This is a genomic window from Micromonospora maritima (assembly GCF_902825405.1).
In the GTDB taxonomy this organism is placed as follows: Bacteria; Actinomycetota; Actinomycetes; order Mycobacteriales; family Micromonosporaceae; genus Micromonospora; species Micromonospora maritima.
On sequence record NZ_CADEAU010000134.1, the window covers coordinates 1 to 12,286 of the forward strand.

13 protein-coding genes are annotated in these 12,286 nt (G+C 74.0%); 5 read left to right on the plus strand and 8 right to left on the minus strand.

Features of this window, described 5'->3' with window-relative positions:
- On the minus strand, positions 1-848 hold an 848-nt coding region (locus HUW36_RS14720), incomplete at its 3' end, for an SDR family NAD(P)-dependent oxidoreductase (RefSeq protein ID WP_174528679.1).
- Positions 841-2,340: a flavin-containing monooxygenase gene (locus HUW36_RS14725; protein ID WP_174528680.1), complete on the minus strand. Its 1,500-nt coding sequence runs from the start codon at positions 2,338-2,340 to the stop codon at positions 841-843. The genes HUW36_RS14725 and HUW36_RS14720, both read right to left, overlap by 8 nt.
- Before the next feature lie 126 nt (positions 2,341-2,466).
- Here HUW36_RS14725 and HUW36_RS14730 point away from each other — a divergent pair, with 126 nt between their 5' ends.
- Complete coding sequence (locus tag HUW36_RS14730; RefSeq protein WP_174528681.1) at positions 2,467-3,147, plus strand: TetR/AcrR family transcriptional regulator; 681 nt, start codon at positions 2,467-2,469, stop codon at positions 3,145-3,147.
- On the opposite strand, the gene HUW36_RS14735 is transcribed toward HUW36_RS14730, so the two are convergent.
- Both HUW36_RS14735 and HUW36_RS14740 read right to left on the minus strand, forming a co-directional pair.
- Positions 3,122-3,577 (minus strand): hypothetical protein, encoded by a 456-nt coding sequence (locus tag HUW36_RS14735; protein ID WP_174528682.1) that lies wholly within the window; start codon positions 3,575-3,577, stop codon positions 3,122-3,124. The two genes, HUW36_RS14730 and HUW36_RS14735, sit on opposite strands and share 26 nt — an antisense overlap.
- Complete coding sequence (locus HUW36_RS14740) at positions 3,577-4,053, minus strand: hypothetical protein (RefSeq protein WP_174528683.1); 477 nt, start codon at positions 4,051-4,053, stop codon at positions 3,577-3,579. Before HUW36_RS14740 ends, HUW36_RS14735 begins: the two co-directional genes overlap by 1 nt.
- Before the next feature lie 44 nt (positions 4,054-4,097).
- Between HUW36_RS14740 and HUW36_RS14745 the strand changes: the two genes are divergently transcribed.
- Entirely contained in the window at positions 4,098-5,099 is a 1,002-nt protein-coding gene (locus HUW36_RS14745) for a helix-turn-helix transcriptional regulator (RefSeq protein WP_174528684.1), read from the plus strand.
- A gap of 94 nt (positions 5,100-5,193) precedes the next feature.
- Here the strand turns inward: HUW36_RS14745 and pdxR are convergent, their stop codons facing one another.
- Positions 5,194-6,660 (minus strand): MocR-like pyridoxine biosynthesis transcription factor PdxR, encoded by a 1,467-nt coding sequence (gene pdxR, locus HUW36_RS14750; protein WP_174528685.1) that lies wholly within the window; start codon positions 6,658-6,660, stop codon positions 5,194-5,196.
- A 29-nt stretch (positions 6,661-6,689) separates the two neighbouring features.
- Here pdxR and HUW36_RS14755 point away from each other — a divergent pair, with 29 nt between their 5' ends.
- Positions 6,690-7,301, plus strand: a complete 612-nt coding sequence (locus tag HUW36_RS14755) for a LysE family translocator (RefSeq protein ID WP_174528686.1) — start codon at positions 6,690-6,692, stop codon at positions 7,299-7,301.
- A 185-nt stretch (positions 7,302-7,486) separates the two neighbouring features.
- On the opposite strand, the gene HUW36_RS14760 is transcribed toward HUW36_RS14755, so the two are convergent.
- Positions 7,487-7,861 carry a hypothetical protein gene (locus tag HUW36_RS14760; protein WP_174528687.1) on the minus strand — a complete coding sequence of 125 codons (375 nt, stop codon included), beginning with the start codon at positions 7,859-7,861 and terminating at the stop codon, positions 7,487-7,489.
- 69 nt (positions 7,862-7,930) lie between these two features.
- Between HUW36_RS14760 and HUW36_RS14765 the strand changes: the two genes are divergently transcribed.
- A complete protein-coding gene (locus HUW36_RS14765; protein ID WP_174528688.1) occupies positions 7,931-8,359 on the plus strand; it encodes an archease in 429 nt (142 codons plus the stop codon).
- A 5-nt stretch (positions 8,360-8,364) separates the two neighbouring features.
- Here the strand turns inward: HUW36_RS14765 and HUW36_RS14770 are convergent, their stop codons facing one another.
- Positions 8,365-9,783, minus strand: coding sequence for an RtcB family protein (locus HUW36_RS14770; RefSeq protein ID WP_174528689.1), 1,419 nt, complete (start codon positions 9,781-9,783; stop codon positions 8,365-8,367).
- A 118-nt stretch (positions 9,784-9,901) separates the two neighbouring features.
- Here HUW36_RS14770 and heR point away from each other — a divergent pair, with 118 nt between their 5' ends.
- On the plus strand, positions 9,902-10,669 hold the full coding sequence (gene heR / locus HUW36_RS14775; protein ID WP_174528690.1) for a heliorhodopsin HeR: 768 nt from the start codon (positions 9,902-9,904) through the stop codon (positions 10,667-10,669).
- 33 nt (positions 10,670-10,702) lie between these two features.
- On the opposite strand, the gene HUW36_RS14780 is transcribed toward heR, so the two are convergent.
- Positions 10,703-11,995 carry a GAF domain-containing protein gene (locus HUW36_RS14780; protein WP_174528691.1) on the minus strand — a complete coding sequence of 431 codons (1,293 nt, stop codon included), beginning with the start codon at positions 11,993-11,995 and terminating at the stop codon, positions 10,703-10,705.
- Positions 11,996-12,286: the final 291 nt, after the last annotated feature.

Sequence of the window (12,286 nt, forward strand, 5' to 3'; positions counted from 1 at the left end):
CGCGGCGCCGGCACCCGGGCCGGACGCGGACGCATGCCCAGGGCCAGCACCTTGCCGTACCCGGCGGGCGCGATCCGGGCCAGCAGGTCGGGCAGCTTCGCCGACCAGCCGATCAGCACCCGGCCCCGACGTCGCCGCGCGCCGCGCAGGATCACCTCGGCCGCGGTCGCCGGGTCGATGGTGAGCAGCTTCTCGAACTGCCGGCGCCCGACCTCGTACTCCTCGACGGAGACACCGCTGCCGACCCGGGCGCTGGCGGCGATCCGGGTCCGGATGCCGCCCGGATGCACCGAGGTCACGCCGATCCCGTCGTCGACCAGCTCGTGCCGCACCGCCTCGGTGAAGCCGCGCACGGCGAACTTGCTCGCCGCGTACGCGGCCTGCCCGGCCGGAGCGATGAGGCCGAACAGGCTGGAGACGTTGACCAGGTGGGAGCCCGGTTCGGCCTTGAGCGCGGGCAGCAGCGCGTGGGTCATCCGCACCACCGCCCGGAAGTTGATCTCGATGACCCAGAGGAACTCCTCAAGCGTCACCTGGTCGAACCGGCCGCCGAGCGCGACGCCGGCGTTGTTGACCAGCAACCGGATCCGGGGATGCGCGCGGTGGATCTCCGCGGCCACCCGGTCGGTGGCGTCGGCGTCGGCGAGGTCGACCACGTGGGTCTCCACCCGCCGGTCGGGGTGGGCGGCCCGGATCGCCGCGACGACCGTGGCCAGGCCGTCGGCGTCCCGGTCGAGCAGGACCAGGTCGGCGCCGCGCCGGGCCAGCCCGTGGGCCAACGCCGCGCCGATGCCGCTCGCGGCGCCGGTGAGCACCGCCGTGCCGCCGACGAACTCCAGGTCACGCATCGCTTCCTCCCGAGGTCGCCACCGCCGCGGCGGCAGGCGCGCCGGCCCGGGCGAACCGTACGCCGTCGGTCAACGGACCGTGCCGCATCAGCCGGACGTCCCGAGGGTAGTTCTGGTGCAACCGCCAGGGCGCGTGCGGACCCTGCTTGGGCAGCTGGTCCACGGCGCGCAGCACGTACCCGGACTTCAGGTCGATGATCGGCTCCAGGTCGTCGGTGTCCGGCGCGAGCGGGGTGACGATCTGCTGACCGGTGTCGTCGAGGTGGCGCAGCAGCCGGCACACGTACGTGGCGACCAGGTCGGCCTTCAGCGTCCAGGAGGCGTTGGTGTAGCCGATCGTCATGGCGAAGTTGGGCACCCCGGACAGCATCATGCCCTTGTAGGCGATCGTCCGGGCCAGGTCGACCTCGTCGCCGTCGACGGCCAGGGTCATGCCGCCGAGCGCGAGCAGGTTGAGGCCGGTGGCGGTGACCACGACGTCGGCCGGCAGCTCCGCACCGGAGGCGAGCCGGATGCCGCGCGCGGTGAACGTGTCGATGGTGTCGGTGACCACGGACGCGCGGCCGGTGCTCAGCGCGGCGAACAGGTCGCCGTCGGGCACCACGCAGAGCCGCTGGTCCCAGGGGTCGTAGCGGGGCGAGAAGTGCCTGTCGACGTCGTAGCCGGCCGGCAGGCGACCCTTCGCGGCCCGGCGCAGGAACCGCTTCACCACGCCGGGGGCGCGGCGGCTGAGCTGGAAGTTGGCCACCCCGAGCGTGACGTTCTTCCACCGCGCCACCGCGTACGCGGCCTTGGGGGGCAGCCAGCGCCGCGCGGCGTCGGCGAACGGGTCGCGCGAGGGCAGCGCGATGACGTACGTGGGTGAGCGCTGGAGCATGGTGACGTGGGCGGCCCGCTCGGCCATGGCCGGGACCAGGGTGACGGCGGTGGCGCCGCTGCCGATGACGACCACCCGCTTGCCGGCGTAGTCCAGGTCGTCGGGCCAGCGCTGCGGGTGCACGAGTGTGCCGGCGTAGCGCTCGACGCCGGGGAACCGGGGGGTGTAGCCCTCGTCGTAGCGGTAGTAGCCGGAGTTGGTGAACAGGAACCCGCAGGTGAGCGTCACGTCCTCACCGGTGTCGTCGCGGTGGGCGTGCACGGTCCAGCGGGCGGTGGCGCTGTCCCACTCGGCGCGTACCGCCCGGTGGCGGAAGCGGATGTGCCGCTCCACGTCGTACTCGCGGGCGGTCTGCCGCACGTACGCCCGGATCGAGTCGCCGTCGGCGATGGCCTTCGGGTCGGTCCACGGCTTGAACGCGTAGCCGAGGGTGTACATGTCCGAGTCGGAGCGGATGCCCGGATAGCGGAACAGGTCCCAGGTGCCGCCGATGGCGTCCCGGGCCTCCAGCACCGCGTAGGTCTTGCCGGGACACTCCCGTCCCAGGTGGACGGCGGCCCCGATGCCGGACAGGCCGGCACCGACGATGAGGACGTCGACGTGGTCGGAGGCCATGGCTTCTCCCGTTCTCCCCGCGGTTCTCCCGGCGGTGGACCGGACACTATCCACAGGCGTCGAGGCCAGTCAACACCCTGTCGAGTCGATTCGACAGGGTGTCGAGCGGGTGTAGCATCGGCCGACATGACCAGTGCGCGCACGCCGACCGGGGCCGTACCGCGCGGGCGGCGGGCCGGCCGGTCCACCGGCGACGACCGGGAGACGGCGATCCTCGCCACCGCCGAGCGGCTGCTGCGCGAGCGCCCGTTCGGCGACATCTCCATCGACGACCTGGCCCGGGGCGCCGGGATCTCCCGCCCCACGTTCTACTTCTACTTCCCGTCCAAGGACGCCGTGCTGCTCACCCTGCTCGACCGGGTGACCGAGGAGGCGAACGCCGCTGCCGGCGACGTGCTCGACCGGCTCGCCGAGGACCCGCGCGCCCGCTGGCGGGAGCTGATCGCCCGGTTTCACGCCGCCTTCGGCGGCCACCGGGACGTGGTGCTGGCCTGCGCCCAGGTGCGCGGCACCAACCCCGAGGTACGGCGGCTCTGGGCCGAGGTGCTGGAACGCTGGGTCCGCGCGGTGCAGGCCGCGATCGAGTCCGAACGCGCGCGCGGCGCGGCCCCGGACGGATTGCCCGCCCGGGACCTCGCCATCGCGCTCAACTCGATGAACGAACGGGTCTGGTACGCGACCTTCGCCGGCGACGGACCGGCCGTGGCCGAGCGGGACGTCGTCGACGTGCTGCTGGACGTCTGGCTGACCGCGATCTACCGGACCACCACCCCGCCGCCGGTCAGGTCGCCCGCCGGAACTCCATGATCCAGTTGGTCTCCCAAGTGCGCTCGCCGTCGGTGGAGAACGCCTGCTCCCACCGGCAGGACGTCGGCGTGATCGCCGACCAGAGGAACCGGCAACGCACCGGCCGCCCCTCGTCGCTGTCGTCGGCGTAAAACGTGCCGACGCCGTCGGTGAACCGGCCCACCACCGGCGGCTGCTCCAGCACCCCGCGCCGGCTGTTCATCCACCAGATCGACCACAGCCCGGTCGCCGGGTCGAGCAGCCGCACAGTAGAACCCGAGAAGCCTCGGGTCGGGAAACGGATCTCGTCGAAGCTGCCGGCGCCGTCGAAGAACGAGCGCGCCTCGCTGGTGCCGGGGAACTCGTCCCAGTCGTCGCTGCCGACGTGGCGCTCCCGCAACCGCCGGTTGGTCACGTCCCACGTGCCGACGAAGAAGTCGAAGTCGCCCATCAGCGTCCCACCGGCCCCTCGGCGCGGGTGTCGGCCAGGTAGCCGACCAGGTCGGGCACGGTCGGTGCGAGCACGTGCCGAATCCATGCGGTCCGCTCGTGCTCCAGCACGCCCAGCTCCCAGACGCAGCCCACGCCGGGCCGGTCCATGTCGACGAAGTGCGCCGGGTCGTCGTCCGGGCAGTCCAGCGCGGGCTGGCCCGCGACCGCGATACGGCACTGGACGACGTTGTCGAAGAACCAGCTGTACGCCAGCAGGTACGCGCCGGTGTCCGCGCCCCGGTGCAACACCACCCAGCTCGCCGGTGGGGTGGTGCCGTCCGGCCCGGGCAGCAGGGTCGGCAGGTACGCGTGGGCGGCGTCGACCACCCGCGGTTCGAGCCGGCGGTCCGGCTGGTCGATGTGGTAGCGCTTGACGTGCCGGCCGGCGACCTCGACGGTCCCCGGCACGGTCAACTCCTTGTCGTGGAATGACATGGCCGGACGGTAGGACCCCTCCCCTGACAGCTACTGTCAGCAGAATGCGGGCCAGTCGACTTCTCTCCGTCCTGCTGCTCCTGCAGGCGCACGGCCGGCTCACCGCCGCCGACCTGGCCACCCGCCTGGAGGTGTCGGTCCGCACGATCTACCGGGACGTGGAGGCGCTGCACGCCGCCGGCATCCCGCTCTACGGCGAGGCGGGGCACGACGGCGGCTACCGGCTGGTCGAGGGCTGGCAGACCCGGCTGACCGGCCTGACCGCCGAGGAGGCCGACCGGCTGCTCTTCGCCGGGCTCCCCGGGCCGGCCGCCGAGCTGGGCTACCAGTCGGTCGTGGCCGCCGTGCAGCTCAAGGTGCGCGCCGCGCTGCCGACCCCGCTGGCCGACCGGGCCGCCCGGCTGGAGCAGCGGTTCCATCTGGACACGCCGGGCTGGTACTCCGACGGCGACCCCTCGCCGCACCTGGCCGAGGCCGCCGAGGCGGTGTGGCGGGAGCACCGGATCCGGGTGCGCTACCGCAGCTGGCGGGGCGAGGTGACGCGGGTGCTCGAACCGTACGGCCTGGTGCTCAAGGGCGGCCGCTGGTACGTCGTCGCCGCCCGACCGGACCGTGCCGAGCCGGCCACCTACCGGGTCAACCAGATCCTCGACCTCGCCCCGCTCGACGAACCGTTCGACCGGCCCGACTTCGACCTGCCGGCCTGGTGGAGTGCGCATGTGGTCGCGTTCCGGGCCGGTCTGCACCGGGACGAGGCCGCCGTGCGGCTCTCGCCCCGCGGGTTCGCCCGGCTGCGCGAGATCGGCAGCGACGTGGTGGTCGCCGCCGCCGAGGCGAGCGCAGGCCCGCCCGACGAGGCGGGCTGGGTACGGGCGGTGATCCCCATCGAGTCGCTGACCCACGCGCACGGCGACCTGCTCCGCCTCGGTGCCGAGGTGGAGGTCCTCTCCCCCGAGCCGCTGCGCCGACGCCTGGCCGAGACCGCAGCCGCCCTGACCGCCCTCTACCCCTCCCCGGCCTCCCCCACCTCCCCTGCCCTTCGTTGATCAAGGAGTTTGCGTCTTCCGGGCGCCGGTAACCGACGCGAACTCCTTGATCAACGCGCGAGGCACGGGCTGGGGCAGGGCCGGGCCTGGGGGGTCAGGGGAGGCAGTGGGCCAGGGTGGCCAGGGCGCGGTCGATCTCCGAGGGGGCGGTGGCGGCGTAGCCGAGGACCAGGCCGGGTGGCTGCGGACGCTGCCCGTGCCAGGACAGCGGCTGCACCTTGACGCCCCGGCGCAACGCGTCGGCGGCCAGCGCGACGTCATCCACCTCGTCGGGCAGCGTGACCAGCAGATGCAGCCCGGCGGCGGCGCCGTGGACGACCGCGCCGGGCAGGTGGGCCCGGACCGCCCGGATCATCGCGTCCCGGCGGCGTACGTGCCGGTGCCGCAGCATCCGCAGGTGCCGTTCCATCGCGCCCGACTCCATCAGCTCGGCCAGCACGAGTTGCGGCAGCGCGGCGTTGCCGAGGTCCGCCATCCGCTTGGCCGCCACCACGTCGGCGTGCAGCCGGGGCGGCACCAGCATCCAACCGATCCGCAGCGCCGGCGCCAGCAGCTTGGAGACACTGCCGGTGTAGCAGACCCGGTCCGGCAGCATGCCGCGCAACGCCGGCACCGGCGGCCGGTCGTAGCGGTGTTCGGCGTCGTAGTCGTCCTCCACCACCAGGCCGCCGTCGCGGGCCCAGGCCAGCAGCCGGCGACGCCGCTCGCCGTCGAGCACCACCCCGGTCGGGAACTGGTGCGCCGGGGTCAGCAGCACGGCCGGTGCCCCGCTGGCCGCCAGCAGGTCGACCCGCAGTCCCCGGTCGTCCACCGGCACCGGCGGGATCGCCAGCCCCCAGGTGGCCAGGTGCTGCCGGACCCCGAGCGACCCGGGGTCCTCCACCGCCACCGTGTGCACGGCGTGGGCGTGCAGCACCTGGGCGAGCAGACCGAGCGCCTGGGACACCCCGGCGACGACCACCACCTCGGCCGGGTCGACCCGGATGCCCCGGTTGCGGGCCAGCCAGTTGGCGACCGCCAGCCGCAGCGCCGGCGTGCCGGTCGGGTCACCGTAGCCGAGCGCGGCCGGTGTCAGCCGGTCCAGCACGGTCCGCTCGGCGCGCAGCCAGGCCGCGCGCGGAAAGGCCGCCAGGTCGGGTACGCCGGGAGTCAGGTCCACCTCCGCCGGCGCCGCCCGCAACACGTCGAACACCTCGACGCCGGGCCGCTCGGTGAACACCGCCGGCGGACGGCGCGGCGTGGGGCTACGGCTCACCACGGCGGCCGGGGTGGCCACCACGACCGTCCCGGCCCGGCCGCGGCCGGCCACGTGCCCGTCCTCACCCAACCGCTGGTACGCCTCGGTGACCACGCCGCGGGAGACGCCCAACTCGCCGGCGAGCACCCGGGTGGCCGGCAACCGGGCGCCCACCGGCACCCGGCCGTCGGCGATGGCGGCCCGCAGCCGGGCGGCCAGCCAGTCCGCGCGACCGCCCGGTGGCGCCTCGCCGATGTCCAGCTGGAGGAAGTCGGCGCCGGCCGTTATGGACCCCTCCGACGCGACGGCTTTGGCCCTGCCCATGGGGCCATTATGGCCGCAGGCTGGACCGCATGAGTATCGCCTTTCTCCTGACCACGCTGGTCGTGGTGGTCACCCCCGGAACCGGGGTGGTGCACACGCTCGCCTCCGCGGTCGCGGCCGGACGCCGGGCCGGTCTCGTCGCCGCCGCCGGTTGCACGCTCAGCCTCGTCCCGCACCTGGTCGCCGCGGTGACCGGTCTCGCCGCCCTGCTACGTGCCGGCACCCCGGCCTTCCGGGTGGTGACCTGGCTGGGCGTGGCGTACCTGCTCTGGATGGCCTGGTCGGCGCTGCGCGAGCGCGGACCACTGACCATCGACGGCGACCGGGCGGCCCGCCCGGCGGCGACCGTGTTCCGTGACGGGGTGCTGCTGAACCTGCTGAACCCGAAGGTGACGGTGTTCTTCGTGGCGTTCCTGCCCCAGTTCGTGCCCCCGGACACGCCCGCCGCCCCCGCTCGCATGCTGCTCTGCGGCCTGGTGTTCATGCTGGCCACGCTCGTGGTGTTCGCCGGGTACGCGCTGCTGGCCAGCGCACTGCGCCGACGCGTGCTGTCCCGACCCCGGCTCACCGCGCTGCTGCGGCACGGCTTCGCGGGCAGTTTCCTCGCGCTGGGTCTCGGGCTGGCCCTCACCGCCCGGTAGGCGCCGCCCGCGCGAGGTCCACTCACCACGAGGTAAACGCCCACCGGCCCGGATCGGGCCGACCAGCTCAACTCGACGCGGTCGATCATGAAGTTGGCGGCGCGAATTGTCTGGTTCGAAGCGGTCAACTTCATGGTCAACAGGCGGGGCGGGCAGAGGTGGCAGCAGCCGCGCGGGGTGGCGGGTCAGGTGGTCGGGCGGTCCGGGTCGTCGGCGCCCATGATCTCGTCGAACTCGGCCGGACTGATCTCGCCGGTGCGCAGCCGGCGGGCGTTGGCGGCGAACCGGGCCAGCCCGGCGCCGCGCGGATCGGGCGGCGTGAGCGGACCGGCGTCGGTGGTCGGCGCGTCGGCTCCCACGCGCGGGTCGGTGGGGTCGACCGGCTCGGCGTGCAGGTCGCGCAGGGCGTCGGCCAGTCGCGCGTCGGCGGTGCCCCACCACCGCCTCGCCAGTTCGACGGTGCGGCCGAGGGAATCCTCCGCCACCCGCTCGGCCCGCAGCTCGGCGCGCATCATGCGCAGGAAGACCACGGTCACGGCATCGGACTCGTCGGCGATCACGCGCGCACCCTAACGACCCGGTACGACGAAACCCCCGCCGCCTCCACCCGGCGGCGCGATGATCGGGACATGGCGCACCGACCGGCCCGGGGACACCGCTGCGTGCCGCACACCGCCGACGTCCGGATCGAGGCGTGGGCACCGAGTCGGGAGGGCTGCGTGGCCGAGGCGGTGGCGGCGCTCGTCGACACGTTCGTCGACACCGCCTCGGCGACGCCGACCGGGTCGTCGGACTTCCGGGTGCCGCCCGGCGACGACGGGGACCTGCTGGTCGGCGTCCTCGACGAGGTGATCTTCCGGATGGAGACCGAGGGCGTGCTGCCGCTCGGCACGGAGGTCCGCCCGGCCGGCGACGGGGGCCTCGTGGTGCGGTGGCGTACCACCGGCACGGAGGCGGTCGAGCTGGTCGGTGCCGTACCGAAGGCGGTGTCGCTGCACGAGCTGCGGTTCGGGGCGGCGTCGGGCGACTGGGAGTGCGCGGTGACGCTGGACGTGTAACGCGCTCAACCCTTCACCACGCCCAGCGGGACCAGCCGGGCCACCTTCGCGCACAGGCCGGCGCCCTCGGCCACGGCCACCACGGCGGTGACGTCCTTGTACGCCTCCGGCATCTCCTCGGCCAGCCCGCGCCGGGACGCGCCGCGGACCACGACGTCCCGTGCCGCCAGCTCGCGCCGTGGGTCGTGCCCGCGTACCGCCCGGCTGGCCTGGGTGCGGCTGCGGACACGACCCGCGCCGTGGCAGGTCGAGGCCCAGGCCGGCGCGTCCGGCACGCCGGTGAGGACGTACGAGGCGGTGCCCATCGAGCCCGGGATGAGCACCGGCTGTCCCACCGGACGCAGTTCCTCGGGCAGGTCGGGATGCCCGGGCGGCAGGGCCCGGGTGGCGCCCTTGCGGTGCACGCAGAGCCGGCGCGGCGTCCCGTCCACCCGGTGCTCCTCGATCTTGGCGAGGTTGTGCGACACGTCGTAGACCAGGTCGAGGTCGCAGCCGGTGACCCGGGTGAAGACCTGGCGCGCGGCGTGGGCCAGCAACTGCCGGTTGGCCCGGGCGTAGTTGGCCGCCGCCGCCATCGCCCCCAGGTACGCCCGCCCCTGCGGCGAGGTGACCGGCGCGCAGGCCAGCTGCCGGTCGGGCACGTCGATGCCGTACCCGGGCATGACCGCCTCCATGGCCCGCACGTGGTCGGTGCAGATCTGGTGGCCCAGTCCGCGCGAACCACAGTGGATCATCACGCACACCTGCCCGGCGCGCAGCCCGAACGCGGCGGCGGCCGGCTCGTCGTAGACCTCCTCGACGGCCTGCACCTCCAGGAAGTGGTTGCCCGAGCCGAGGCTGCCCACCTGGCCGGCGCCGCGCTCGATCGCCCGCGCGCTGACCTGGGTGGGGTCGGCGTCGTCGACCGCGCCGCGATCCTCGCAGCGGTCCAGGTCGCGGGGCACGCCGAAGCCGCGCTCGACCGCGTACCGGGAACCGCCGCGCAGCACCGCGTCCAGCTCGGCCCGGTCACCCAGGTGCCACACGGCACCGCGGCCCATGCCGCGCGGGGTGGACTCGCCGAGTCCGTCCATCAGCGCGTCCAGTCGGGGGCGCAGGGCCGACCGGTCCAGGTCCGCGGTGAGCAGCCGCACCCCGCAGGAGATGTCGAAGCCGACGCCGCCGGGCGAGACCACCCCGCCGGCCGCCACGTCGGTGGCCGCCACCCCGCCGATCGGGAAGCCGTAGCCCCAGTGCACGTCCGGCATGGCGTACGAGGCGCCGACGATGCCGGGCAGCGTGGCCACGTTCGCGACCTGCTCCAGGGACCTGTCCGTCCCGGCGTCGGGCAGCAACGCGGGCGAGGCGTACACCACGCCCGGGACCCGCATCTCCTCGCGCCGGTCGATCCGGAACCGGTACGGCGACTCCTCGACCAGGTCCATGGTAGGCCGGCTACCCGGCTCCCGGACCGCTACACGCCGGTTCGCGTCACCTCTTCCGGGTGACCGGCCTCAGCGGAATGCCGGCGGGTGGCCCCCCGGGTTGCCTAAGGTGACGACCATGGGGCAGCACGCCGAGCTGGGCGGAAACCGCTACCGGCGGTTGCGTGCCGTCAACGTGCTTGTCGGTGCGCTGCTCGCCGCCGAGGGCATCTGGATGTGGGCGGCCAGCAACGACCTGTCCCTGCCGGTGACCGCGTCGTATCTGACGGCGGACCCGGTGACCCTGCGGGACGCCACCGTCCCGGAGGTGGCCTTCCGGGTCGCCGTGGGGCCGGCGGTGGCGGTCTTCCTGCTGCTCGCCGCGGTCGACCACTTCGTGACCGCCGCCCCGGGCGTGCACCGCTGGTACGAGCGCAACCTGGATCGCCGGGCCAACTACGCCCGATGGATCGAGTACTCGGTCAGCGCGTCGATCATGATCGTGCTGATCGGCCTGTTCGTCGGGATCCGCGATCTCGCGGCGGTGATCGGGATCTTCGCCGCGAACACCGCGATGATCCTGTTCGGTCTCCTGATGGAGCGGCAGCAGACGCCGGGCCGGGCCGACTGGAGCGCGTTCTGGTTCGGCTCGCTGGTCGGCGCGGCGCCCTGGCTCGCGATCGCCGTCTACGTCGCCCAGCCGCCGGAGATTCCCGGCTTCGTGTGGGCGATCATCATCGTGCAGTTCCTCCTCTTCGCGAGCTTCGCGGTCAACATGGCGCTGCAGTACGCCCGGCGCGGCCGGTGGCGGGACTACCGCTACGGCGAGGTCTCGTACATCGTGCTCAGCCTGGCGGCCAAGTCCGCGCTGGCGTGGCTCATCTACGCCAACGTGCTCCGCTCCTGAGATCGGCGCGCCCGACGAGGGCGTGGAGGGCCGTCAGCGGTTGAGGTAGCCGGCGAGGCCACCGAGTTCCTCGCTGGCGATGAACACCGACCGGACGTTGAGGATCGCCTCCTCGACGTGGAGGGGGCAGCCCCACGCGGAGTCGCCCCAGGAATCGGCGATCTTGATCTCGGCCGCCTCGGTGCATCCGGGGGTGCCACCGAGTTGGCACCGCTCGGGGCGCGGCCGGGCGGCCTGCGCGACGGCGGCGGCACGCATCCGGGCCGCGAGTTCCGCGGCGGTGGCGGCGCGCCGCTCGGCCTCGCCGCGCAGTTCCCGCTCCGCGCGTACCGCCTCGGACAGCTGATCGTGGGCGGCTCGGGCGCGGGCCTCGGCTTCCGCCTTCGCCTGCTCGATGTGGTGGCGTTCGATGGCCAGGGCCGCGGTGCCGGTGAAGAGCTGGATCAGCGCGAGATCGGCGTCCCGGGGGATCCGCGGCGCGCGGTGGTACACGGCGAAGGTGCCCAGCAGGCTGCCGTCGCGGGCCAGGATCGGCGTCGACCAGCAGGCGCCCAACCCGGCCCGCTCCGCGAGCCCCCGGAAGTCGGCCCAGAACGGGTCGGCGGCGATGTCGGTGACGATGACCGGCTCCCGCCGGTGCGCGGCGGTGCCGCAGGAGCCCACGCCCTCGCCGGTGGCGATTCCGTCGATGGCCTGGTTGTAGAAGTCGGGCAGGCTCGGTGCGGCGCCGTGGCGCAGGTGCCGGCCATCGGGGTCGGCGAGCAGGACGGAGACGAGCACCTCCTGCGGGGCCAGGTTCTCGATGCAGCGGGCCATGCCCTCCAGAACCTCGGGCAGGGGTGCCTGACGGGCGATCTGCTCCAGCAGGGCCCGGTGCTCGGCCATCAGCCGCTGGGCGTGCTTGACCTGGGTGGTCTCCACGCCGATCACCCGGATCCCGGTCACGGTGCCGTCGGCGTCGTGACGCGGTTCGTAGGTGAAGTCGAAGAACGCCTCCCGGGCGTGCGGGCCGGCGCCCAGCACGACCCGCGCGTCCCGTCCGGTGTAGGGCTTCCCCGTGCGGTAGACCTCGTCCAACAGCGCGAGGAAGCCCTGGTCCGCCAACTCGGGCAGCAGGTCGGCGATCGCCACCCCGGTGCGCGCCCGTTCCTCACCGATGGTGGCGAAGAACGCCGGATTCGCCACCTCGACCACGTGCGAGGGGCCGGCGAGCGACGCGAAGACGGCGATCGACTGCCCGAACAGCCCGCGCAGATCGTCGCCCCCCGCGTCGTCCACCTCTGCCGGAGTCGCGGCAGCGGGCCGCTGGCCGGGTACCGCCGTCATGTCGTGGTTCCCTCTCACGTACGGCTCCGTCGGATCGCGGGTGGTCGGCTGTGGTGACCGTCGCCAGCGTACGGGGAAGGTCGCGCGGCGGCAGGACCGCGGTCGTGGTCCCCGGCGGTCAGGCCTGGTCCCCCGGCCGGGCGCGGCCGTCGCCGGCGGCCGTCACCGGTTCGGCGGCGTCCACCGGTCCGTCTTCGGGGTGGTGGCAGGCGGTGAGTTGGGTGCCGTCGTTGCGGGTGACGAGGGCGGGTTCTTCGGTGGCGCAGCGGTCGGTGGCTTTCCAGCAGCGGG

Excerpts from the sequence above, each read along its gene's own strand:
- HUW36_RS14765 (WP_174528688.1), top strand. The coding sequence starts at position 7,931 with ATGGCGCACCGACCGGCCCGGGGACACCGCTGCGTGCCGCACACCGCC.
- HUW36_RS14735 (WP_174528682.1), bottom strand. The coding sequence starts at position 3,577 with ATGGGCGACTTCGACTTCTTCGTCGGCACGTGGGACGTGACCAACCGG.
- pdxR (WP_174528685.1), bottom strand. The coding sequence starts at position 6,660 with ATGGGCAGGGCCAAAGCCGTCGCGTCGGAGGGGTCCATAACGGCCGGC.
- HUW36_RS14730 (WP_174528681.1), top strand. The coding sequence starts at position 2,467 with ATGACCAGTGCGCGCACGCCGACCGGGGCCGTACCGCGCGGGCGGCGG.
- HUW36_RS14770 (WP_174528689.1), bottom strand. The coding sequence starts at position 9,783 with ATGGACCTGGTCGAGGAGTCGCCGTACCGGTTCCGGATCGACCGGCGC.
- HUW36_RS14740 (WP_174528683.1), bottom strand. The coding sequence starts at position 4,053 with ATGTCATTCCACGACAAGGAGTTGACCGTGCCGGGGACCGTCGAGGTC.
- HUW36_RS14780 (WP_174528691.1), bottom strand. The coding sequence starts at position 11,995 with ATGACGGCGGTACCCGGCCAGCGGCCCGCTGCCGCGACTCCGGCAGAG.
- HUW36_RS14725 (WP_174528680.1), bottom strand. The coding sequence starts at position 2,340 with ATGGCCTCCGACCACGTCGACGTCCTCATCGTCGGTGCCGGCCTGTCC.
- HUW36_RS14745 (WP_174528684.1), top strand. The coding sequence starts at position 4,098 with ATGCGGGCCAGTCGACTTCTCTCCGTCCTGCTGCTCCTGCAGGCGCAC.
- HUW36_RS14755 (WP_174528686.1), top strand. The coding sequence starts at position 6,690 with ATGAGTATCGCCTTTCTCCTGACCACGCTGGTCGTGGTGGTCACCCCC.
- heR (WP_174528690.1), top strand. The coding sequence starts at position 9,902 with ATGGGGCAGCACGCCGAGCTGGGCGGAAACCGCTACCGGCGGTTGCGT.